Annotated in this window: 20 protein-coding genes; 14 read left to right on the plus strand and 6 right to left on the minus strand. The window is 63.5% G+C overall.

Translation table 11 applies throughout. The features are described from left to right. The first annotated feature begins 80 nt into the window (after positions 1 to 80). Positions 81 to 1,253: a tRNA 2-thiouridine(34) synthase MnmA gene (gene mnmA, locus A9D13_RS10640; protein WP_172808165.1), complete on the plus strand. Its 1,173-nt coding sequence runs from the start codon at positions 81 to 83 to the stop codon at positions 1,251 to 1,253. On the opposite strand, the gene A9D13_RS10645 is transcribed toward mnmA, so the two are convergent. The 3 genes from A9D13_RS10645 to pdxH are packed head-to-tail and all read right to left on the minus strand — an operon-like array spanning position 1,247 to position 3,665. Then, a complete protein-coding gene (locus tag A9D13_RS10645) occupies positions 1,247 to 2,041 on the minus strand; it encodes a PhzF family phenazine biosynthesis protein (RefSeq protein ID WP_066773218.1) in 795 nt (264 codons plus the stop codon). The genes mnmA and A9D13_RS10645 overlap by 7 nt on opposite strands. Then, positions 2,041 to 3,018, minus strand: a complete 978-nt coding sequence (locus A9D13_RS10650) for a cation diffusion facilitator family transporter (RefSeq protein ID WP_066773222.1) — start codon at positions 3,016 to 3,018, stop codon at positions 2,041 to 2,043. Before A9D13_RS10650 ends, A9D13_RS10645 begins: the two co-directional genes overlap by 1 nt. A gap of 20 nt (positions 3,019 to 3,038) precedes the next feature. Then, a complete protein-coding gene (pdxH, locus tag A9D13_RS10655) occupies positions 3,039 to 3,665 on the minus strand; it encodes a pyridoxamine 5'-phosphate oxidase (RefSeq protein WP_268235779.1) in 627 nt (208 codons plus the stop codon). Positions 3,666 to 3,851: 186 nt separating this feature from the next. On the opposite strand from pdxH, the gene A9D13_RS10660 reads away from it, so the two are divergent. From A9D13_RS10660 to A9D13_RS10700, 9 genes are all read left to right on the plus strand, one after another. Continuing rightward, on the plus strand, positions 3,852 to 4,841 hold the full coding sequence (locus A9D13_RS10660; RefSeq protein ID WP_066773225.1) for a DnaJ C-terminal domain-containing protein: 990 nt from the start codon (positions 3,852 to 3,854) through the stop codon (positions 4,839 to 4,841). Positions 4,842 to 4,900: 59 nt separating this feature from the next. Continuing rightward, a complete protein-coding gene (locus A9D13_RS10665; protein ID WP_066773228.1) occupies positions 4,901 to 5,911 on the plus strand; it encodes a YihY/virulence factor BrkB family protein in 1,011 nt (336 codons plus the stop codon). Positions 5,912 to 5,936: 25 nt separating this feature from the next. Further along, on the plus strand, positions 5,937 to 6,779 hold the full coding sequence (gene fabI / locus A9D13_RS10670; protein WP_066773232.1) for an enoyl-ACP reductase FabI: 843 nt from the start codon (positions 5,937 to 5,939) through the stop codon (positions 6,777 to 6,779). A gap of 183 nt (positions 6,780 to 6,962) precedes the next feature. Then, entirely contained in the window at positions 6,963 to 7,664 is a 702-nt protein-coding gene (locus A9D13_RS10675) for a polysaccharide biosynthesis/export family protein (protein WP_066773235.1), read from the plus strand. 23 nt (positions 7,665 to 7,687) lie between these two features. After that, the gene (locus A9D13_RS10680; RefSeq protein WP_156522005.1) at positions 7,688 to 9,892 is read left to right on the plus strand and encodes a GumC family protein; all 2,205 of its coding nucleotides are present in this window, start codon (positions 7,688 to 7,690) and stop codon (positions 9,890 to 9,892) included. Between the two features lie 5 nt (positions 9,893 to 9,897). Beyond that, complete coding sequence (locus tag A9D13_RS10685; RefSeq protein ID WP_156522006.1) at positions 9,898 to 11,214, plus strand: V-type ATP synthase subunit I domain-containing protein; 1,317 nt, start codon at positions 9,898 to 9,900, stop codon at positions 11,212 to 11,214. Continuing rightward, positions 11,211 to 12,350, plus strand: a complete 1,140-nt coding sequence (locus tag A9D13_RS10690; protein WP_066773241.1) for a glycosyltransferase — start codon at positions 11,211 to 11,213, stop codon at positions 12,348 to 12,350. The genes A9D13_RS10685 and A9D13_RS10690 overlap by 4 nt, the downstream gene beginning before the upstream one ends. A 10-nt stretch (positions 12,351 to 12,360) precedes the next feature. Then, positions 12,361 to 13,545 (plus strand): acylneuraminate cytidylyltransferase, encoded by a 1,185-nt coding sequence (locus A9D13_RS10695; protein WP_066773244.1) that lies wholly within the window; start codon positions 12,361 to 12,363, stop codon positions 13,543 to 13,545. A gap of 10 nt (positions 13,546 to 13,555) precedes the next feature. Continuing rightward, on the plus strand, positions 13,556 to 14,506 hold the full coding sequence (locus tag A9D13_RS10700; protein WP_066773247.1) for a hypothetical protein: 951 nt from the start codon (positions 13,556 to 13,558) through the stop codon (positions 14,504 to 14,506). On the opposite strand, the gene A9D13_RS10705 is transcribed toward A9D13_RS10700, so the two are convergent. Then, on the minus strand, positions 14,503 to 15,765 hold the full coding sequence (locus A9D13_RS10705) for a polysialyltransferase family glycosyltransferase (RefSeq protein WP_066773250.1): 1,263 nt from the start codon (positions 15,763 to 15,765) through the stop codon (positions 14,503 to 14,505). The two genes, A9D13_RS10700 and A9D13_RS10705, sit on opposite strands and share 4 nt — an antisense overlap. Before the next feature lie 127 nt (positions 15,766 to 15,892). Between A9D13_RS10705 and A9D13_RS20500 the strand changes: the two genes are divergently transcribed. Further along, positions 15,893 to 16,042, plus strand: coding sequence for a hypothetical protein (locus A9D13_RS20500; protein WP_156522007.1), 150 nt, complete (start codon positions 15,893 to 15,895; stop codon positions 16,040 to 16,042). Positions 16,043 to 16,106: 64 nt separating this feature from the next. Beyond that, positions 16,107 to 16,472 carry a hypothetical protein gene (locus tag A9D13_RS10710; RefSeq protein ID WP_066773252.1) on the plus strand — a complete coding sequence of 122 codons (366 nt, stop codon included), beginning with the start codon at positions 16,107 to 16,109 and terminating at the stop codon, positions 16,470 to 16,472. Here the strand turns inward: A9D13_RS10710 and A9D13_RS10715 are convergent. Together A9D13_RS10715 and A9D13_RS10720 are read right to left on the minus strand one after the other, a co-directional pair. After that, positions 16,469 to 17,698 carry a hypothetical protein gene (locus A9D13_RS10715; protein ID WP_066773255.1) on the minus strand — a complete coding sequence of 410 codons (1,230 nt, stop codon included), beginning with the start codon at positions 17,696 to 17,698 and terminating at the stop codon, positions 16,469 to 16,471. The genes A9D13_RS10710 and A9D13_RS10715 overlap by 4 nt on opposite strands. After that, positions 17,695 to 19,059, minus strand: a complete 1,365-nt coding sequence (locus A9D13_RS10720; protein WP_066773258.1) for an O-antigen ligase family protein — start codon at positions 19,057 to 19,059, stop codon at positions 17,695 to 17,697. Before A9D13_RS10720 ends, A9D13_RS10715 begins: the two co-directional genes overlap by 4 nt. Before the next feature lie 411 nt (positions 19,060 to 19,470). On the opposite strand from A9D13_RS10720, the gene A9D13_RS10725 reads away from it, so the two are divergent. Together A9D13_RS10725 and A9D13_RS10730 are read left to right on the plus strand one after the other, a co-directional pair. Next, positions 19,471 to 20,355 carry an N-acetylneuraminate synthase family protein gene (locus tag A9D13_RS10725; protein ID WP_066773260.1) on the plus strand — a complete coding sequence of 295 codons (885 nt, stop codon included), beginning with the start codon at positions 19,471 to 19,473 and terminating at the stop codon, positions 20,353 to 20,355. A gap of 36 nt (positions 20,356 to 20,391) precedes the next feature. Continuing rightward, positions 20,392 to 21,249, plus strand: a complete 858-nt coding sequence (locus A9D13_RS10730; RefSeq protein WP_066773262.1) for a phytanoyl-CoA dioxygenase family protein — start codon at positions 20,392 to 20,394, stop codon at positions 21,247 to 21,249. The last annotated feature ends 15 nt before the right edge of the window (positions 21,250 to 21,264 follow it).

The raw sequence follows: 21,264 nt of genomic DNA on the forward strand, positions 1-21,264 counted from the left end.
AAGCTTGCGGGTGGATGAACCGAAAACGGGGCGGGTTCACTCTGGAGACGCGCGGGTGTAAGGGCGCGTGACATATGAACATGACTGCCGAATCTCCTCCTCTCCCTGAAAACGGGGGCGCTCCGGTCGATCCGGGCGCATTGTTCGATCTTCCCGCGCCCATGTCGGCGCGGCGCATCGTCGTGGCCATGTCGGGCGGCGTCGATTCGTCCGTCGTCGCGGCGCTGGCGGCGCAGAGCGGGGCCGAAGTCATCGGCGTCACGCTGCAGCTCTACGACCATGGCGAGGCGGTGAAGCGCAAGGGCGCGTGCTGTGCGGGCGACGATATCCGCGATGCGCGCCTTGTCGCCGACCGGCTGGGCATCGCGCATTACGTGTTCGACCATGAAAGCAGCTTCCGCGAATCCGTCATCGACGGTTTTGCCGATGAATATATGGCGGGGCGCACTCCCATCCCCTGCATTCGCTGCAACATGGGGCCGAAATTCACCGATCTGTTCAAGATGGCGCGCGATCTGGGCGCGGATTGCCTTGCCACCGGCCATTACGTGCGCCGGGTGATGGGCGAAGCCGGCCCGGAACTGCACCGCGCCGTCGATCCGGCCCGCGACCAGAGCTATTTCCTGTACGGCACCACCGAAGAGCAGCTCGAATTCCTGCGTTTTCCGCTGGGCGGATTGCCGAAATCGGAAACGCGCCGCATCGCGCAGGAAACCGGCCTTGTCGTCGCGGCCAAGCCCGACAGCCAGGACATCTGCTTCGTGCCCGATGGCGATTATGCCTCTCTGGTGAAAAAGCTGCGGCCAGAGGCGGGGGACGCAGGCGATATCGTCCATGCCGAGACCGGCGAAGTGCTGGGCCGCCATCGCGGCATCGTGCATTACACCGTCGGCCAACGCCGCGGGATCGAGATCGGCGGACAGCCCGAACCGCTTTACGTCATCCGCATCGATGCCGAAGCAGGCGCGGTGGTCGTGGGGCCGAAACGCCTGCTCGCCGTCGGCGCGATGCGCGTGATCGAGACCAATCGCATCGGCCCGCTTCCCACCACGGGCCTCACCGCCAAGGTGCGTTCGCTGGCAAAGCCCGTGCCCATAACGCTGGAAGGGCCGCTGGGCGATAATGGCGAGGTGCGCGTGCGCTTTGCGCAGCCCGAATATGGCGTTGCGCCCGGACAGGCGGCAGTGATCTATGCCGGGGAGCGCGTCATCGGCGGCGGCTGGATCGAGGAAACTTTCCCCGCCGATCAGTAGCGGAACATCCCCTCCACCACCGTGGTGCAGGGGCCGCCCAGCCATGCCGTGCCATCTTCCAGAGTGCAGGCCAGCAGCCCGCCCCTTTGCGATGTCTGAAACGCAGTGAACCCAGTGCGCCCCAGACGCTCGGCCCAGAACGGCGTCAGCGCGGCATGGGCGGAGCCGGTCACGCTATCTTCGGGCACGCCCGCGCCCGGCACGAACACGCGGCTGACGATATCGGTCGCCTCGCCCGGCGCGGTGCAGATGAACTGGTGATCGCCCATCGCGCCGAGCGCGGTGAAATCGGGCTTTAGCGCGCGGACCTGCGCGTCGCTTTCGTACAGGAAGATGTTGTAGCGATCGGGCGAGCGCATCACCGCCACCGGCTCCGCGCCCAAAGCGGCGATCGCCTCGGGCCATTCGCCCGGCTGCGTCGGGATGGCGGGCAGCGCGAGTTCATAGCCGATCTCCGCCTTGCGCACGGTCAGCACGCCCACTTCCCGGGTCAGGAAACGCACGACATCGCCGCCGCCCTGCTCCAGGATAACATGCCCCGATGCGAGGGTCGCATGGCCGCACATGCGGATCTCGCACTCCGGCGTGAACCAGCGCAGCTGCCAGTCGGCATCCTCTCCGTCGTGGGGCACGAGGAAGGCGGTCTCGGCGAAATTATTCTCATTGCCGATCTTGCGCATGATCGCATCGGGCGGAAACCCGTCTTCGTAAATCATGACCGCAGCCTGATTGCCGGCGAATGCCTGCGGTGCGAAGGCATCGACATGCCAATAGGGAATCGCGGGCATCAGCCCTTCTCCTCGCTCATGCCGACGATATCGGGCTCTGGCCCGGTCTCAAGCAGATCGACCTGCGAATAAGGGCCGTCTTCCTCGATACCCAGCGGATCGGGATGGATCAGGAACTCGGTATCGGGGAAGCCGATATGCAGCTCGTCCTCGATCCGGTCCATCACGTCATGCGCATCCTTGACCGTCATGTTCGCATCAACCCAGACGTGGAACTGCGCGAAATCCTGATTGCCGCTGGTGCGGGTGCGCAGGTCGTGCACACCCTCCAGCCCCGGCGTGCCGCGCATCAGTTCCAAAAGCTTCTCGCGCTTTTCAATGGGCCATTCCTTGTCCATCAGATGGTCGACCGCCTCGCGGCTCGCCTGAAACGCATTCCACGCGAGCCAGCCAGCGATGCCCAGCGCGAATAGCGGGTCCGCTCCTGAAAACCCGATCCAGCGGTCCAGCGCCAGCGCGGCAATGACACCAAGGTTCAAAAGAATGTCCGACTGGTAATGCACATGATCGGTGCGGATCGCGACGCTGGAGGTATGGGCGATCACGTAACGCTGCCACGCCAGCAGGGCGAGAGTCGCGACCAGCGCGATCACCGAAACGGCGATGCCGGTCTCCGCCTCTTCGGGCCGGACATTGCCCAGCCATTGCGAAATCGCGCGCGCCGCAATGCCCACGGCGGATATCGAGATCAGGATCACCTGCACCAGCGCGGCCAGCGCCTCTGCCTTGCCATGGCCGAAACGGTGGTTGGCATCGGCGGGCTGCGATGCGACCCACACGCCGACCAATGTCGACAGGCTGGCGACAAGATCCAGCGCCGTATCGGCAAGGCTGCCCAGCATCGCCGCCGAATCGGTGACGATGGCTGCATAGATCTTCAGCCCCAGCAGCAGCACCGCGACGGAGATGCTGGCAAAGGCGGCGCTGCGCGTCAGGGCAGAGCGCCGGTCCGGATTATTGGTGGAGACGCTCGCCATGTTTGCGGTGTCTTTATGCCTTATGGATAGAGGAGGGTGCTGGCCCAATTGCTGCCAGCGCGAGTGAAGCGGCGACGTTCGTGCAGGCGGAACGGGCGGTCGTGCCAGAATTCGATCGCCTGCGGGACAAGGCGATAGCCGCCCCAATGCTGGGGCCGGGGCACATGCTTGCCCTCGTAACGCTTGCGCACTTCCTCGAACCGGTCGAGGAATTCGCGGCGGTCCGCAAGCGGGGCCGACTGGTCCGATGCATGCGCGCCCAGTTGCGAATCGCGGGCGCGGCTCGCGAAATACTTGTCGGCCTCTTCGGTGCTCACCGGCTCCAGCTGCCCCTCGATCCGGATCTGGCGGCGCAGCGATTTCCAGTGAAACAGCAGCGCGGCCTGCGGATTCGCGGCGATCTCGGAAGCCTTGCGGCTGGCCTGATTGGTGTAGAACACGAAACCCCCGCCCGGGCCCAGATCCGAACCGTGACCTTTCAGCAGGACCATGCGCACGGACGGCGCGCAGCCGGGGCTGGCCGTCGCCAGCGCCATGGCGGTGGGATCGTTGATCTCATTCGCTTTTGCCTCGGCCAGCCATTCGTCGAACAGCATGAACGGATCGCTTACGGGGATCGCGTCTTCAGCCAGGAGTTCGGGTTCCAAGTCTTCGTCCTCACGGGGTTTGCGGCGCGTATGAACCATTCGCACGGGCCAGCTTTCAGATTCGATCATAATAGGACAGCGCGCGATGCGCAAAGTGGCTTGGGTAAGCTTTTTTCATGCAATCTGGCGTGCACATCATGCAACTGAGCGATTGCGAAGCCGCGCGCGGCACCCTAGCTATCACCCATGGCTGACCCCTATTCCATTCTGGGCGTGGCGCGCGGCGCGAGCGAGCAGGACATCAAGTCCGCCTATCGCAAGCTGGCCAAGCAGTTCCACCCCGACGCCAACAAGGACAACCCCAAGGCCTCCGAGCGCTTCAGCGAGGTGACGCAGGCCTATGATCTGCTGTCCGACAAGGACAAGCGCGCCCGGTTCGACCGGGGCGAGATCGACATGGACGGCAATCCCAAGTCGCCCTTCGGCTATGGCCGGGGCGGGAGCGGCGGCCAGTATCGCGGCGGAGCGGGCGGCCCCTTTGGCGGCGGCATGGGCGGCGGCGGCGGGGGCCCCGACGATGTCGATCTGTCCGATTTATTCGAAGGCATATTCGGCGGCGGACAGCGCCGCCAGCGGCCCGGCGGCATGGGCGGCGGCGGCGACGACCCGTTCGGCGGTTTCGCCGGTGGCGGCTTTGGCGGACAGCGACGCCCGACCAAGGGCGCGAATGTCCAGTACCGCCTTGCCGTGCCGCTGACGGCGATTGCGAATCTCGAAAAGCAGCGCATAACCCTGTCCGATGGCAAGACCATCGACCTCAAGCTTCCGAACGGGGCCGAGGACGGCACGCAGATGCGCCTTGCGGGCAAGGGCGAGGCGGGGCCTGCGGGCAATGGCGATGCCATCGTCACCATCGTCGAACAGGCTCACCCCTTCTTCAGGCGCGACGGCGACGATGTGCGCCTCGACCTGCCGATCACGCTGGACGAGGCGGTCAATGGCGCCAAGGTCAAGGTCCCGACCACTTCGGGCGCGGTCATGCTGACCGTCGGTCCGGGCAGTTCATCGGGCAAAGTGCTCCGGCTGAAGGGCAAGGGCTTTACCCGCAAGGACGGCAGCCGCGGGGACCAGCTGGTCACGCTGGAGATCGATCTGCCCGACGATAGTTCGGAACTGGCCGAAAGGCTGAAGGGTTGGACCGACACGCGCAATATAAGGTCACGAATGGGCGTCTGAGCCGGTCGCATCGACCGGGCCGGGCGCATGCCGCCAGGAAAGGCTGAACCTGAACAGTTTTGGAAGAGGATGAAAACCTCAAGCCCGTCGGAGAGGCCCGCTCGAACCTGACGCCCGAGGCGCGCCGCCGCGCCGCGATGCAGCGCAAGCCTATCTCCCTGCATGCGGTGAAGCGGGAAATCGGTCCCGGCACCCGCGTATTCGCCGTGGCGAAACGCATGTGGATCGGCGTCTATCAGGACGGCTTCATCCACGCGGGCAATCTGGCCTATATGTCGATCCTCTCGCTGTTCCCCTTTTTCATCACGGGCGCAGCGATTTTCCAGCTGTTCGGCGAAGCGGATGAACGTACCGCCGCAATCAACGCGATTCTTCTGGCCGTGCCGCGCGTCGTCGCCGATGTGATCGAACCGGTCGCCCGCGATGTCGTCAGCGCGCGGACCGGATGGCTGCTATGGGTCGGCGCCCTGTTCGGCCTGTGGACCGTGGGCAGCCTGATCGAGACGATCCGCGACATCCTGCACCGCGCCTATGGCACGCGGCCCACGGCGAGCTTTGTCAAATATCGGCTGCTGTCGGCAGGGATCATCATCGGGGCGGTGCTGCTCCTGATGACCTCACTTGTGGCGCAATTCGCGATCTCCGCGGCGCAGGAAGTGATCGAGGCCTGGTTCCCGCAGGCCAATGCATGGGTCGGCCGGCTGGCGCTCTCGCGCTTTATCCCCGCGCTGGGCCTGTTCGGCTCGCTCTACCTGCTGTTCATCGCCTTGACCCCCAGCGCCTATCGCGCCCGCGAATATCCCAAATGGCCCGGCGCGGCGCTGGTCACGGGATGGTGGGTGCTGGTCACGGTATTGCTTCCGCCCACGTTGCGGACGCTTTTTTCCTATGATCTTACCTATGGCAGTCTTGCCGGCTTCATGATCGCCCTTTTCTTTTTCTGGCTTGTCGGGCTAGGGCTCGTCGTCGGAGCAGAGCTGAATGCCGCACTTGCGGAAACGCCCGAAGAGCGCGACATGATCGGCCGCGACGAGTACAACATCAAACCAAAGGCGCCGCCCGAAGGGTAAGGCCCTCGCAGGAAGTTCGAGACACATGACCGATTCAGCCGAAACCGCACCAGCCAGCGCGATTCAGGGCAATCTGATGCAGGGCAAGCGGGGCCTGATCATGGGGCTGGCCAACGACAAGTCGCTGGCGTGGGGCATTTCCAAGGCCCTTGCCGCGCAGGGGGCCAGCCTTGCCTTCTCCTATCAGGGCGAGGCGCTGGCAAAGCGCGTGCGTCCGCTGGCCGCCAGCCTTGGCAGCGAATTGCTGATCGAATGCGACGTTTCGACCGAAGCGGGCGTCGATGCCGCGTTCGAAGAGCTGAAGAAGGAATGGGACACGATCGATTTCGTCGTCCACGCCATCGGCTTTTCCGACAAGAGCGAACTGCGCGGCAAATATGTCGACACCAGCCTCGACAATTTCCTGATGACGATGAATATCTCGGCCTTCTCGCTGGTCGCGGTAACGAAGCGCGCCCGCGCGATGATGCCGAATGGCGGATCGATCCTGACGCTTTCCTATTACGGCGCGGAAAAGGTCGTGCCGCATTACAACGTCATGGGTGTTGCCAAGGCCGCGCTCGAAACCTCGGTGCGCTATCTTGCCAATGATCTTGGTCCCGAAGCCATTCGCGTCAACGCGATCTCGGCTGGCCCGATCAAGACACTGGCCGCGAGCGGGATCGGTGATTTCCGCTACATCCTGAAATGGAACGAGCTGAACTCGCCGCTGCGCCGCAATGTCACCATCGACGATGTCGGCGGCTCGGCGCTTTATCTCCTGTCCGATCTCGCCTCGGGCGTGACGGGTGAGGTGCACCATGTCGACGCCGGCTACCACCTCGTCGGGATGAAGCAGGAAGACGCCCCCGATATCGCCCTCTCCTGACGCCTCGCGCGCGGGCCCGCACGGGTTCTGCATCGTCCCCTGCGACGAAACGGTTCATCGCTCTGCGGCCAAGCTTGCTTGACCTCACCATGTCGATGTTTCAATGAATTACGCTGCATGCGCGAGAGGGATCGCGCGGCCTATCGGGGAGCGGTCGGACACGACCGAATTTGGAGGATCTTCGTGAATCGCAAATGGTTGCCGGCAGCGGCAGTCCTCTTCGCTCTGGCTGGATGCGCATCCGGTTACGAACCGATTGATTCGGTCCCGTCGCAAGGCGAAGCCTATGCGCTGATGGACCAGGCAGCTCAGGCCGAGGCCGAGGCCCCCTATCGCATCGGTCCGGACGATACGATCCGCATCGACACTTTCTTCGAACCCGAACTCTCGGTCGAGGCGGTCAAGGTCGATCGCTCGGGCCAGATCGGCGTTCCGGGCATCGGTTCGATGACCGTCAAGGGACTGACCACAAAGGAGCTGGCCACCCAGATCGAGGACCAGTTCCGCGGTCGCCTGCTCGAACGCCCTCAAGTTGCGGTTTCGGTCGTGGATTCGGCCGATCGCAAGGTGGTCGTCACCGGACAGGTCAATTACTCGGGCGTTTTCGAGATCCGCAACAGCACGACGCTGCTGGAAGCCATCGCCCTCGCCCGCGGCGAAAACGAAGTCGCCAAGATGGACGAAGTCATCATCTTCCGCACGATCGACGGGCAGCGCATGGCCGCCCGCTTCGACGTCAACGCGATCCGGTCGGGCGCGATGGAAGACCCCAGGATCCTGGGCAATGACCTCGTTGTCGTCGGCTTCTCCGAAGCCAAGTCGATCTGGCGCGACATTCGCCAGATCGTGCCCGTGTTTGCCGTGTTCCGGCCGCTCTACAGTTGATCCGGTCGGAAGGGAACGAACCGATGAATACCCAGGCACCGATCGCGAACGGCCCCGATCCCCGCGAATTCGCAGAGGATGACCGCTATTCGAGCGCCGACGAACGGCTGAGCGCAATGTCGCAGGGCGAGCTTGACCTGCGGGACATTCGCGCAGCGGTCTATCGCAATCGCTGGATGATCGGTGGCATCACGGCCCTTGGCATCATCATCGGGCTGCTGATCGCGCTGCTCTCCACCTCGGTCTACCGCGCCACCACGACCCTGCAGATCGATCAGCAGGGGCCGGAAGTGCTGGGCTCCGAAGCCGATGACACCACCGGTCAGAACATCGACAGCGAAGTCTATCTTGCCACCCAGATCGAGGTGATGAAGAGCGAATCCCTGGCCGACAGGGTCGCACGGTCGCTCAATTTCTATCAGGACCCGAGCTTTTTCGAGGACATGGATGTCGATGTCCCCGATGGCGAGCCGGGTTCGCGCGGGTGGCAGCGCGCCGTGATCGGTCTGTTGCAGGAACGGCTCACGATCGAGCCGACCCAGGGAACGCGGCTTGTCGATGTCAGCTTCGACAGCCCGTCGCCGCGCCAGGCGGCGAAGATCACCAACGCCTTTGCCGAAGAATTCATCGCCAGCACTCTGCAGCGCCGCTTCGACATGTCGGCCTATTCGCGCGATTTCCTGCGCGAGCAGCTGGGCCAGACGCGCGAGCGGCTCGAGGCGAGCGAGCGTGAGCTGATCGATTATGCCCGCCGTACCGGCATCACCAATCTCGACGAGAACGGCGAGGGCGATGGCAAGGGGCAGACGCTGACCGGTTCGAACCTTGCCGCGCTCAACTCCGCCTATGCGACGGCCCAGACCGATCGCATCCTTGCCCAGCAGAAATGGGAACAGGCAAGCAAGATCGCGCTGATGAGCCTGCCTGAAGTGCTGGCAAATCCGGCCATCCAGTCCCTGCAGGCCCAGCGGGCGCAGGCCGAAGCCGAACTCGAAGGCGAGCGCGACCGGCACAGCCCCGGATACCCCACCGTCAGGCAGCTCGAGGCCAAGCTGGCCGCGCTCGACAAGCAGATCCAGTCGCAGGCGCAGCAGATCCGCAATTCGATCCGCGACAATTACCAGCTTGCCGTCCAGCAGGAAAACGGGCTGCAGGCCAATGTGCGCGAATTGCAGGGTGCCGCGCTGGGCGAACAGAGCCGCGGCGTGCAGCTGACCATCCTGCAGCGCGAAGCCGACACCAACAGGGCGCTATACGACGCACTGCTGCAGCGTTTCCGCGAGCTGAATGCAGCCGCCGGCATCACCGCGAACAATATCCTCATCATCGACCGTGCGCAGGTTCCGGTACGCCCGATCTGGCCGAGCCCGCTGATCAACGCCTTCCTTGGCGCGATCCTCGGTTTCGCGCTTGCGGCCGCGCTCGCCTTCGCCCGTGAAAAGCTGGACGACTCGATCCGCGCACCCGAGGATATCGAGCGCAAGCTCGGCCTTCCCCTGCTCGGCATCACGCCCAAGCCGGACAGTTCGGCCAATATCGACGAGGAGCTGCTCGATCCCCATTCGTCGATGTCGGAATCGATCTATGCGCTTCGCACGGGTCTCGAACTGTCGACACGTGATGGCGTGCCGCAGACCCTGCTGGTCACCTCGACCCGGCCCGCGGAAGGCAAGTCGACGACCTCGCAGGCGCTGGCGCGCGAATTCGCGCAATCGGGTCGCCGCACCGTGCTGGTCGATGCCGATCTTCGCCGCCCGTCGGTCCATCACAATTTCGGCATCGACAACAAGCTCGGCTTCTCGACCCTGCTGACCAGCCCCGCGCTGGTGCCGGGTGCAATTCACAAGACCGATATCGAGAATCTTTCGATCATCCCCAGCGGACCCATCCCGCCGAGCCCGCCGCGCCTGCTGAACCATGAAACCCTGCACCGCATCTTTGGCGAGCTTTCGAAGGACTTCGACCTCATCGTGCTGGACGCTCCACCGGTCCTCGGCCTTGCCGATGCGCCCCAGCTGGCAGCGGCAGTCGATGGCGCGCTTTACGTTGTCGAAGCGAGCAGCGGATCGCAGGGCCAGACCAAGACGGCCCTTCGCCGCCTGCTGTCCGCGGGTGTCAACGTGATAGGCGCGGTGCTGACCAAGTATGATTTCCGCCGCGTCGGATACGGCGATTACGGCTATAATGAATATTACAATTACGGCGGGCAGGAGCGCCACGGCGGTTAAGGCCAATGGCTCAGAGCGCTAACCCTGCCTTTGCCCAACGCCGCGCCCTGCCGGCCCGAAAGGCCGGAGCCGAGCGCAGCAGTGCATTGGCCGTCAATGGCATCGTCTGGGTTTTCTTCCTCGCGCTGATACTCACCAATCTGGTGTTCCCCAAGGGTGGTACGTTCATCTACGGCCTGCCCATCACCTGGGGCTATCTCGCCATCTGCGCGGCCGCTCCACTGGGGCTCATCGGCCTCGTGCGGCGTTCCGACATATCGCTGGCACCGCTGGTCCAGGCACTATGCTTCTTTCTGCCGATCGCGCTGCTGATCTTCTACAAGGCCAAGATGTATTCGCTGCCGGGCAGCGAGTGGCTGCCGCTTGCCGTGCTGTTCGGCGTTTTCCCGGTCGCGATCCTGGGCATCATGACGCCCTATCTCGAACAGATAAGGGCGCAGGATATCGCCCGGGCCGTCAGGCTTGGCATTCGCTTTCTGCTGATCTGGGGGCTGATGAATTTCGTCCTCTTCATCATCGCGCGCAAATTCATCGAGATCCCCTATATCACGGTGAACGGCCAGGAAGTCGGGATGACGCTGGGCAAGAACAATCTGCGCGGCTCTCTCATGAAATTCGTGTCGACGTATAATAACGGCAATATCTTCGGGACCTGCATGGTGATGCTTGCCCCGATCTATTTTCACTTCGAAAAAAAGAAGCTCTGGCTGGGCCTCTTCATCGTTGCCGTGCTCTGCACTCTCAGCCGCTCGGCTTGGTTCGGGCTGGCCGCGACCCTGATGCTGATGGGCATCATGGGGCAGATCCGGATCAACCGGCTCAGGGTCTGGCTGCTCGCCGGCTTTGCCTTCTGCATCCTCATTGCCGTGCTGCCCCTGCTGGGCTGGTCGGGGCTGGACGATGTGTTCGACACCCAGCTTGGCGGACGGATCCGTTACCTGGTCAAACTCGAATTGAACTTTACCGGTGCCGAGCAGATCGCGATTCCCGAAATCCTGTATTTCGGCCTGCTTTACAGCTTCGGCATGATCGGCTTTCTCATCGCCATGGGCGGATTCCTCTATGGCATCTTCTATGGTGCGATGCGCTGGACCATCCTTTCGCCGATGCGGCGTGCGGCGGTCCTTGGTGCGGTCGGCTATCTCATCATGGCGGCCATGGATGGCGCATTCCTGTTTCCGCCGGTTTTCCCGCTATTCCTCTTCGTGAACGCGCTCATCTATCGCCGCGGCCTCAGGGAAACGACCGCTGGCCTCGCGCGAAATGCGTCCTCGGTGGCTCGGATGCGCCGTCGCCCGCCATCCCCGGCATATCCGGCATGAGCGAGGCCGGCCCCGAAAACTACCGCGTGCTGCATGTCGCGCAGAAGCTGCCGGGCGGGGTCGGCGCCTATCTGTCCGAAGTGCTCGCCTTTCAGCGCGAGGTGCTGGGCCCGCGCCGCGTTTCGGCGGTCATCCCGGCAGAGGAGCGCTACGTCCTTCCCTATCTTCCCGATGCCTCGCTCCACCTGTTCGAAAATGCCAATCGCTCGCCCCGCGCGCTGCTGCGCTTTGCAGCCCATGCGCGTCAGGCGATCCTGACCGACCGGCCCGATATCGTGCACCTTCATTCCAGCTTTGCCGGCATGCTGCGCCCCGTGATCTCCCGCCTGCCGGAAGAGGTGCGGCCCGCGGTCGTCTATTGCGCGCATGGGTGGGCCTTCAACATTCGCTGGTCGAACCGCAGGCGCGACATGATCGCGGCGGTCGAACGCCATTTGTCGACCATGACCGACCGGGTCGTGTGCATTTCGCAATATGAACATGACAGCGCGATCGAACGCGGCATGCCGGCCCATAACATGACCGTGCTGCACAATGGCGTGACAGAGCGGGTCTTCCCCGGCTCCAGCGCGCCGGTGCCGATGCCGCGCGACCGGATCAACCTGCTCTTCATCGGGCGCAAGGACCGGCAGAAGGGGCTGGATATCGCGGAAAAAGCGATGTCGATGCTGACGGGCCTGCCGATCCACCTGCATGTCATCGGCGCCAGCGTGATCGGCGAAGGGCACCGTGAAACCCGTCTGCCCAATATCACCCATTACGGCTGGCAAAAGCGCGAGGCGATCTGGGGCTTTGTCGAGGCGTGCGATGCCGTGCTCATCCCCTCGCGCTGGGAAGGTTTCGGCCTTGCCGCGATCGAGGCGTTGCGGCAGGCGAAGCCCGTCATCGCTTCGGCTGTCGACGCGCTGCCCGAAGTCGTGCTGGATCGCCAGACCGGCATGCTGTTCCCGCCCGAAAATCCGCAGGCGCTTGCCGACATGCTGCGACAGCTGGACCGGCAGAGGCTTGCCGAGATGGGGCAGGCAGGGCGCAATGATTTCCTCGCCCGCTTTACCGGCGAACGCATGAATCGCGCGATTCTCGATTGCTATCGCGAAGTGCTCTACGAACGGGCGCTGGCATCGCGCGCGGCCTGAAGGACGATTGATGGAAGTACTCGCGATCATCCCCGCACGCGGCGGATCGAAGGGCATCCCGCGCAAGAACGTGAAGGCGCTGGGCGGAAAGCCCCTGATTGCGCACACGATCCTGGCGGCGCTGGCGGCACGGCGCGTCGGGCGTGTGGTGGTATCGACCGACGATGCCGAAATCGCCCATGTCGCGCGCGAAGCCGGGGCAGAGGTGGTAATGCGTCCCGATGATCTGGCGGGCGATGTCGCCCGGTCGGAAGACGCGCTGCTGCATGTGATGGATGTGCTGGCAGAAGATGGCTACCGGCCCGATGCGATCGCGTTCCTCCAATGCACCTCGCCGCTGACCGCGCCTGAAGATATCGACGGCACGCTGGCCGCGCTGGACGAACAGGGCGCGGACACGGCGCTGGCCGTGGTGCCTTTCCACTATTTCCTGTGGCACGCCGATGCCGATGGCGCGGCAAACGGCATCAACCATGACAAGAGCTTTCGCCTGATGCGCCAGCAGAGGGAGCCGGAATTCGTCGAAACCGGCGCGGTCTATGCGATGCGCGCCGAGGGTTTTCGCGAGGCGAAGTTTCGCTTTTTCGGCAAGACCGTCATGCACGAGATCCCCGTCGAGCACTGGCACGAGATCGACGACCCCGCCGATTTCCGCATCGCCGAGGAGCGCATGGCCCGGCTCGCCCGGTCGCAGCCCGCCCATGCCGCCCTGCCCGAAACCGTCGCCGCGCTGGTGATGGATTTCGACGGGGTACTGACCGACGACCGCGTCTTCGTGTCGGCCGAAGGAGTCGAGAGCGTCGCCTGTTCGCGCGGCGATGGCATGGGGATCGAACTGCTGAGGAAGGCAGGGCTGGCCATGTGCGTCATTTCCAAGGAGCAGAACAAGGTCGTCGCCACGCGCTGCGAAAAGCTGAAGCTGGAATGCGCGCATGGCATCGACGACAAGCTGCCATTGTTCCTCAAATGGCTGGAGGAGCGCGGCATTGATCCCGCACACGCGCTCTATATCGGGAACGACATCAACGACCTGCCCTGCATGGAAGCGGCGGGCTGCGCCGTGGCCCCTGCCGATGCGCATCCAGCCGCACGCTCCGCCGCCGATCTCGTGCTCGAAGCCGAAGGCGGGCGCGGCGCGATCCGTGAACTGGCGGACCTGCTGATCGCATCGGGCCGCATCGCGCCGCTCGGCTGATCCGGCGCCCATGACGATCATCGCCGCCCTTCCCCGCTCTAGCCTGCACCTCCAGCTACTGGCCGCGAATGATCCGGGCGTCACCCATGTCCTTTATCGCGACGATCATATCGCAGGGCAGGTTGAGCGGCTGTTTCCGGGCAAGGGCGTGCCGCTGGGCCGCGAACAGCGCCCGCCGCGCAATCCGCTGGCGCTGCCTGCGCGCTTTGCCGCCAATAGCCGCTATTACGCATCGGTGCGCGGCATGCTCACCCCGCTGGGGATCGAACGGCTGATCCTGTTCCTCGAAGGCGAACCCCTGGAACGCATGCTGGTGCGCTGGTTCGCAGGGCCGGTGGAGCTTTGGGAAGACGGGCTTTCGCATTACGTCGATCTCACCAGCCCGCTCTGGTATGCGGCGCGCGGGGCTGTGCAGATCGCCAGCGGCTTTTATCCGCATGGCGCGATGCGCCGCCGCGCCGACCGGTCCGCGATGATCGTGCGTGACCGGTTCGAAGCCCGCGACCTCTCGCTGCCGAAACCGAACCCCGCCCCGCCCGAGGATCGCATCCTGATCATCGGCTCTCCACTGGCGGAGGACGGCATCGTGCCGCGCGCGCGCGTAGCCGAAGGGCTGGCGAAAATCGCTGCCGCCTCGCCGGTGCCTGCCTGCTATCTACCCCACCCGCGGGAGGATGCGTCGGCACTTACCGCGATGATCGGCCCCATCGACGGGCTGGAGATCGCCGCTCAGCCGCATGGCATCGCCCCGCATGTCGAAGCGCATGGCTATGCCGGTTTTCTCGCCGCCGCCTCGACCGCGCTCCTCGACCTTGGCCAGTTCGACCGCAGCCTGTTCGTGCCGCGCCTGTTCGGGCTGGAGCGCATGCATCGCGCGCTATCGGGCTGGCAGGCGAACCCGGTGCCGGTCGTTCACGGCATGTCCGGACTTGAACAAAGGCTCGCCGCGATAAAACCTTAGGGTAACGCCGCGATAAGCCGCTGTGCCACTTGCGAGGAACCGTCAGAGGCGATCATCCCGATCTCGTCGTGCAACAGGCCTTCAGGCGCGGGGACGACGCCGATCTCCAGCCCCTGTTCCAGATAGCGGGCCAATATCGCCGCATCGTCCGATGCCGGTATGCCAAGCGCGACCAGCTGCTCGACCTTCTCCGCTTCCGCCGCCTCGCGAAAGCTGTCGCGCCCGATAAGGCTTGCCGCAACCGGGATCGAACAGACCATCGCTTCAAGCAGGGCGGACGAATAGAAACCCACGGCGGCATCGCAGGCGAGCAAATCGTCGTACAGGGGGCCAAGGCCATCCGCCACTGTCAGCCCATGATCGGCAAGCAATTGCGCCAGCCGCATACGCTCCTGCGGCGAGGCGCGCGGATGGATACGCGGCACGACCGCGATTTCATGCCGCGTGGCACAGATCGAGAGTGCTTGCGCCAGAACCCGTTCGGATTGCTCGACCGCATCCTTCTCGACCTTGCCGTCCAGTCCGAAAGGCTGGTGCAGCCAGAGGATGCGCCTTGGCCCCTGTCGATGTTCGCGCTCCCGCCATTGTTGCGCGGTCACCGCCAGCGCGTCGAAACGCGGCGGCGGAACCGGTATAAGCTTGTCTTTCGGAATGCCGAGCGCGGCCAGCCGTTCCACCCGGCCCGGCGCGGTGCACAGGACGAAATCGACCGATTTGCCGCCAAGATCGCGCCTTGGCAGCAGTTTGAGCGCCCGCAATCCGGCAAATAATATGCGATTGGCGAGGCGTGAGCTTTCCAGCGCCTTTTCCCCCGGCAGCGGCAGGCTGAACGGTCCCTCGTCGATAAGGAAAACGGGAATGCCCCGGCTGTGAGCGGCATTGGCCAGTGCCTGCTCGGGATAGCCCCAGAGATGACAGAGCATGAGGACGCCGATATTCTTGTCATCGAGTATCTTGCCGAAATGCCGCTGCATCCGGGCGAACGCGCGCATGCCCCCCGATATGACGATATTGGGCGCTGCCGTCGTGAACCTCGATCTCAACCCGACATCGTCCGGTTCGACATGCTCGACAGGTGACAGCTTCGCGTAATCGGCACTGCCGCGCCGATCGAATGCGGACAGGTCGAAAATGAAGCGCATCACTTCCAATTCCCCGAGCGCGCGATCGATGGCGGTGATGAGCGCCGGATGCGACCCGCTCGCCCCGGCCAGGGCAATTACGCCCCTTCCATCCGCATTATCCAAGAGGTTCTGCATCAAATTTCCAACTCGTGTCGCCGCACGATGGGCGTTTTTCGGCTTACGGGGGTTGCGCCGTTCGTAAAGGTCCGTAAGCAAAGCCGTGATTTACGCGAAACGTGAATAGCACGAGGCAAAGACATAAATGTCGCAAGAATTTCTGATCGGAGGCGCCCTGCTGCTGGTCCCGATCGTGATCCTGGCTGTTTTCGAGCTCCATGTCGCAAGGAAACGCAGGATCGCGCGTGACACGGCGCGGCGCAGTAAAGCCCGTTCGCCAAGCGACGCCGCCTGATCGCGCGCGATGGCCAGAGCTGGCCGATTGATGGCATCGTGCTGAAAGCCGGGCGCGGCCCGCTATGATCGAAACGGCTGTCGCTTTCTGGGAAAACCTCAAACAGGAATATATCCCGCCGGGCGAAGACCTGCGCGCGCTTATTCACATCCATGTCGGACTGGCCCTGTGGCTCTTGGCAACATTGCTATTTCGCCGGGGCCCGGCATCCGTGCTGCCGCTCGCGATCGTATGGGCCGCGACCTTGCTGACAGAGGCTGCCGATCTCTATCACTTCTGGCCGATCCAATATGACTGGGTCTGGTACGATACCGCCGGGGACCTTTTCAACACGCTGTTCTGGCCGACCATGCTCTGGCTGTATTTCAGCTTTCGCAAAGCCCGCCGGGACAGGGAAAACGATCACGCTTCAGCCGGTTCGGAGAGTTAACGCGGCGTGATCGCGATGTCATCGGCATAGCCGCGGCTATCGGTCACGAAGACGGATGAGCCGAAGCGCACGTCGAGAAACTGGACATCGCAATCTGCAGGTATCGTGAATTCGCCCGCAGCGATTTCGCGTTCGCTGTCACGTTTCAGCTCAGCGATCGCATTATCCGTCCCAGCGCAGGTGAGCCTGATCTGCGGCATGGCCTTGTCGGCCTGCTTGTTGGCCCAAAGCCTTGCCGACAGGGCATATTGCCCCTCACCCAGCGCCATGACCTGCCGCGCGACCTGACCGAGATGGCCGCTCCCCGCACGCATTTCGAGAACGCGTCCCTTGCCGTCTTCCGCCGGCATCGGCATCGCCGATAAGGACGCACCCGATTGATAGCTCCAGCCAAGGGCCGCCACGTTCTTGTCCTCGAAATCGCCATTGCGAACGAGGGTACGCCCCGCGCCCTTGTCACCCCCGGCATCGAGCGCGTGAATAAGCTGCGCCGCTTCGGCGTTGGCCCCCAGCTTCAGGAGCTGGTTGACGACAGTGCCCGCGCTGGCGCGATCCTTAGTGGGTACGCCTTTGCCCCACAGGCCCTCGGCCCATGCCGAAAGACTGGCCTTATCCTCGTTGCGCACTACGAACAGCGGCATGAGCCGGGTTCGCCACTCCGGCCCCCTGGCCATGGCCTGCCCCAATTCGCGCGCAACTTCGGGGTCTGCCGCAGCATCGATGAGCTGGCTTACCACAAGGTCATAGCTGCGGCCGGTGGTGGCAAGGGCATGGCCGTAATGCCGGATCATCTCCTCGCCATTGCCGATGCGCTTCGCCTCCATGGCAAGGGCGAGTTCGGTCATCAGATCGCGGCGCGACAGGTTCTCACCATAGCGCAGCAGCCGCATGGCGCCTTCCCCGTCGCCGCGATACGCCTTTACAAAGGAAAGCGAGCGGATCGCGCTCACTTCCAGCGGATCGTCCAAAATCGCTTCTCTGGCGAGCGTTTCGACCCTGTCGAGGGTCTGGGGCGACTGATCGGCCTGAAAAGCCAGCGCTGCCGCGGAAGATCGGGCCGGCGGGCTTGATGCGATCGGCGTGTCGGCAAGCTTCGCCCGCATCTTGGCTGGCAGCACATTGGGCAAGGTCAGCAGGGTGACCGGCACGCTCAGCCCGATTGCGGCGATGACAAGCACGCCGCCGGCAATCCAGCGCGTGCGATTGGGAATCGTCCTCTTCGTCATCGACTCTTCTCCGTCGATGATCGGTGGGATGGCATCGGGCGCGACATCAGATAGGTCGCGAACACCAGAACCGCACCGGCAAGCGGCGTGCGCAGCGGATAATCGGTCAGGCTGGCAAGCATCAGCGATCCGGCCATGATCGCACCCGCACGGGTCGAGATCGTCTCACCGCTGGGCACGTTCTTCCAGCTGCGCCAGATGCGCCATCCAATCCATCCGACAAAACCCAGCAGGACCAGCAGCGCCGGGATGCCTCCCGTGAGGACCAGCTCGATGAGGTCGTTATGGGCATTGTTGAAATATTTCCGCGAAAGGCCCCAATCGGGCTCATAGCTGCGGAAGACCGGATCGAACGATCCGAAGCCCGATCCGAAAGGCAGGAAATCGCGAATGATGTCGAGCAGGACCGGCAGGAAAGTCAGGCGCTTTTCCGCAAGCAGGTCGTCACCGACAAAGCGATCGATCGACAGCGCCTTGCCGAACAGAACGAGGAGAGCGACAACCAGCGTCGGCACCGCGATCACCAGGATGCGCAGCCATTTGGCGTGGGATTTGCGCATGCCTGCGCCCAGTTCCTCAAGCGGGGACATGGCAAGCGATGCCGCCAGCGAAGCGAAGCCGACCACGATCCCCGTTCGCGATCCGGTCACCACGATCATCACCAGCAGCACCAGCGCGCTGACCATGGCGATCAGGCGGCGACGCGAGGAAGGCAGCTTGCTCTTGCCATGCGCCAGCGACCACATCCGCAACACCGGAAAGCCCGTGGCCAGCACGGCTGCGGCATGGTTGCGATTGGCGAAAAAGCCCACCACCGAATCCTCGGCAAAGAAACGATAGGGGAGCGGGGGGCCGTCGATGACCCCTCCCACCTGAAACACGCCAAGCACCAGCGAGATCGCGAGGAAGGCGAGAAAACCGTATATGACCCGCGGTTCCTGCCGATACGAAATTCCGCGCAGGGACATGAGCAGGGCAATGGCGGGAAGCAGTGTCAAAAGACTGTTCCACGTCCGCCAGGGGGTCAGCGAAATGGGACGCCATGGCTGATCGAGCCCGGCGGCAAGCGCCGCTTCGGCATAGCGTTCATGTCCGGGCAGCGACGTCCAGATCGATGGCGGAAGCGGCACGAGCTGGACCGCGATGGCAAGCGCCAGCAAGGCCAGCAACAATGTCGGCGCCCGCATCTGGCGAGCAGGTGCGGTGATCGGCAGGACCAGAAGGACCCCAATCGCGATCATGCACAGCGGGCGCAGGAAGAGAAGAAGATTGACGTCGAGCCGCGCCGAGCCTCCGAACAGGGCTATTGCGGCAAAGACAAGGCCCAGCATGACGAGGCGCGCATTATCCGCCGTCGGCATCCATCTGCGCGGCCCGCCGCGCCGGCCACCGCTCTTTGACGGACCGCGCCGCCTTGAACCGCCGTGTCGTCCGGACATTGCGTCGGACTGCGACCGGCCGGTCGGATCGTAAACTCTACCCGATGATGACATGACTGGTCGCGGTCTCATCCCAATGGCTGCTGCAGTCGCCGGATCAAGCCGGGCGATCAAGGCCTTTCAACAGCCTGAGGCGGATGGCTAAGATGCATGGAACCTGTTTGCAAGGGGTGCGGTCCGCCGTTCACAGGGTGCCCCTGCTCGGACCGTCGCATTGAAGCCATAGTCCCCCGCAAGCTTTCCACGCGAGGGACAGTGGCGGTTGTGCAGAGGGCCCAAGCGGTGATATCCACGCGGCTAATTTATCAAATCCGCTTTTTTCGGAGCATTTTCATGGGTGTAAAGATAATCGCCGAGGTTGGCTGCAACCACAAGGGCGATATGGAGATTGCGAAGGAACATATTCGCGTGGCCGCCGTCTATGCGAAGGCCGACGTGGTGAAGTTCCAGAAGCGCAACAACCGCGAGCTGCTGACCGAAGAGCAGTATAACGCGCCCCATCCCAATCCGCGCAACTCCTATGGCGAAACCTATGGCGAGCATCGCGAATTCCTCGAATTTTCGCTCGAGCAGCACCGCGAGCTGATGGCCGAATGCGAAAAGAACGGGATCGAATATTCGACGTCGGTATGGGACACGAGCTCGGCGCGCGACATGGCGACGCTGAAGCCAAAGCTGCTCAAGGTTCCCTCGGCATGCAATCTGCATTTCGACATGCTGGAAGTGCTGGCCAAGGACTATGACGGCGAGATCCATCTTTCGCTCGGCATGACCACGCATGAAGAGGAAGAGAAGATCGTCTCCTTCTTCGAAGAGCATGGCCGGGCCAAGGATCTCGTCATCTATTCGTGCACCTCGGGCTATCCGGTCGAATTCCAGGATATCTGCCTTGGCGAAATCACCCGGCTCAAGAACGCGTTCGAGGGTCGGGTCAAGGCGATCGCCTTTTCCGGCCATCACCTTGGCATCGCGGCCGATGTCGCGGCGCTGACGCTGGGCGCGACCTGGGTCGAGCGTCACTTCACGCTGGACCGCACCTGGAAGGGCACCGACCATGCCGCCTCGCTCGAACCCGATGGGCTTCGCCGCCTGTGCCGCGACCTGCGCAATGTCGAAAAGGCACTGGGCTGCAAGGGCGAGGAAATCCTGCCCGTCGAGAAGGTCCAGCGCGAAAAGCTGAAATGGCGACCCCGCCCCAAGCCCGCCGCTGCCGCCTGAGGTAGCGGACAAGGGGGAATTGCCAGCAGTCCCTTGATGGATCGTGCGCAAATCAGACAGGACATCGTCGAGCAGGGCTTTTGCGTCCTGCCGCGATTCCTGACGACCGACGAAGTCGAACGGCTACGCCTGACACTCGCCCGCTTCTTTGAGAGAAACGGGCGGATCTATAATCTTGGCAAATCGCAGCCCAATGCAGCAATGGTCTGCCCCGATATCGGTTTCCTGATCTCTTCGCCAAAGGTGGTGGAGGCTTTTCGCGCCGCGACCGGCGACGACAATCCCGTCTTCACCGGGCACTGCGACATCCATCAGGACATGATCAGCGACTGGCACAAGGATACCGGCCACGGTCATGGCTATTTCGCCGAAGACTGTTTCACCGATGGCTGCAACGTGATCAAGATGGGGGTCTATCTGCAGGATCATGTCGACGGTAACGGACTATCCGTCGTGCCCGGCTCGCACCTCGCAGACGATCTCGGCAATGACAATGCAGTCGCGATCCCCTCGCAGGCCGGCGATGTCATCCTGTTCGACGTGCGCATCACCCACCGCGGCAGGCCCGGCGACGGGGTGGAGAAATCGCTGCAGAAGGCCAGCCGCATCGGCGCGCGCATCGGCAAGTCGCTTCCCGCTGCATTACGGCCCTCGGGCGAGCCCGCCTCGATCCTTGCGCTGAAGACCGGCTATGACCGGCTGCGCGGGATCGCCTCGCGCCATTCGGTGTTTTTCACCTTTGGCGCGGATAACCGCTTTACCGCGCAATTTGCCGAGCGGAATATGGCGCGCCAGCAGCGGCAGTGGGCAGACCGTTCCAACGCCTATCCCGGCACGCTGCGCCCCGATCTGGAAGGACAGGGCGTGCATGTCTATCCAAGACAGATCGACTGACCGAACGCTCTTGAA

The organism is Croceicoccus mobilis (genome assembly GCF_001661965.1).
GTDB lineage: Bacteria > Pseudomonadota > Alphaproteobacteria > Sphingomonadales > Sphingomonadaceae > Croceicoccus > Croceicoccus mobilis.

Excerpts from the sequence above, each read along its gene's own strand:
- A9D13_RS10700 (WP_066773247.1), top strand. The coding sequence starts at position 13,556 with ATGACGATCATCGCCGCCCTTCCCCGCTCTAGCCTGCACCTCCAGCTA.
- A9D13_RS10660 (WP_066773225.1), top strand. The coding sequence starts at position 3,852 with ATGGCTGACCCCTATTCCATTCTGGGCGTGGCGCGCGGCGCGAGCGAG.
- A9D13_RS10680 (WP_156522005.1), top strand. The coding sequence starts at position 7,688 with ATGAATACCCAGGCACCGATCGCGAACGGCCCCGATCCCCGCGAATTC.
- A9D13_RS10715 (WP_066773255.1), bottom strand. The coding sequence starts at position 17,698 with ATGACGAAGAGGACGATTCCCAATCGCACGCGCTGGATTGCCGGCGGC.
- A9D13_RS20500 (WP_156522007.1), top strand. The coding sequence starts at position 15,893 with ATGTCGCAAGAATTTCTGATCGGAGGCGCCCTGCTGCTGGTCCCGATC.
- A9D13_RS10725 (WP_066773260.1), top strand. The coding sequence starts at position 19,471 with ATGGGTGTAAAGATAATCGCCGAGGTTGGCTGCAACCACAAGGGCGAT.
- A9D13_RS10685 (WP_156522006.1), top strand. The coding sequence starts at position 9,898 with ATGGCTCAGAGCGCTAACCCTGCCTTTGCCCAACGCCGCGCCCTGCCG.
- A9D13_RS10695 (WP_066773244.1), top strand. The coding sequence starts at position 12,361 with ATGGAAGTACTCGCGATCATCCCCGCACGCGGCGGATCGAAGGGCATC.
- fabI (WP_066773232.1), top strand. The coding sequence starts at position 5,937 with ATGACCGATTCAGCCGAAACCGCACCAGCCAGCGCGATTCAGGGCAAT.
- A9D13_RS10650 (WP_066773222.1), bottom strand. The coding sequence starts at position 3,018 with ATGGCGAGCGTCTCCACCAATAATCCGGACCGGCGCTCTGCCCTGACG.
- A9D13_RS10720 (WP_066773258.1), bottom strand. The coding sequence starts at position 19,059 with ATGCCGACGGCGGATAATGCGCGCCTCGTCATGCTGGGCCTTGTCTTT.
- mnmA (WP_172808165.1), top strand. The coding sequence starts at position 81 with ATGACTGCCGAATCTCCTCCTCTCCCTGAAAACGGGGGCGCTCCGGTC.
- A9D13_RS10645 (WP_066773218.1), bottom strand. The coding sequence starts at position 2,041 with ATGCCCGCGATTCCCTATTGGCATGTCGATGCCTTCGCACCGCAGGCA.
- A9D13_RS10730 (WP_066773262.1), top strand. The coding sequence starts at position 20,392 with ATGGATCGTGCGCAAATCAGACAGGACATCGTCGAGCAGGGCTTTTGC.
- A9D13_RS10705 (WP_066773250.1), bottom strand. The coding sequence starts at position 15,765 with ATGCAGAACCTCTTGGATAATGCGGATGGAAGGGGCGTAATTGCCCTG.
- A9D13_RS10690 (WP_066773241.1), top strand. The coding sequence starts at position 11,211 with ATGAGCGAGGCCGGCCCCGAAAACTACCGCGTGCTGCATGTCGCGCAG.
- A9D13_RS10710 (WP_066773252.1), top strand. The coding sequence starts at position 16,107 with ATGATCGAAACGGCTGTCGCTTTCTGGGAAAACCTCAAACAGGAATAT.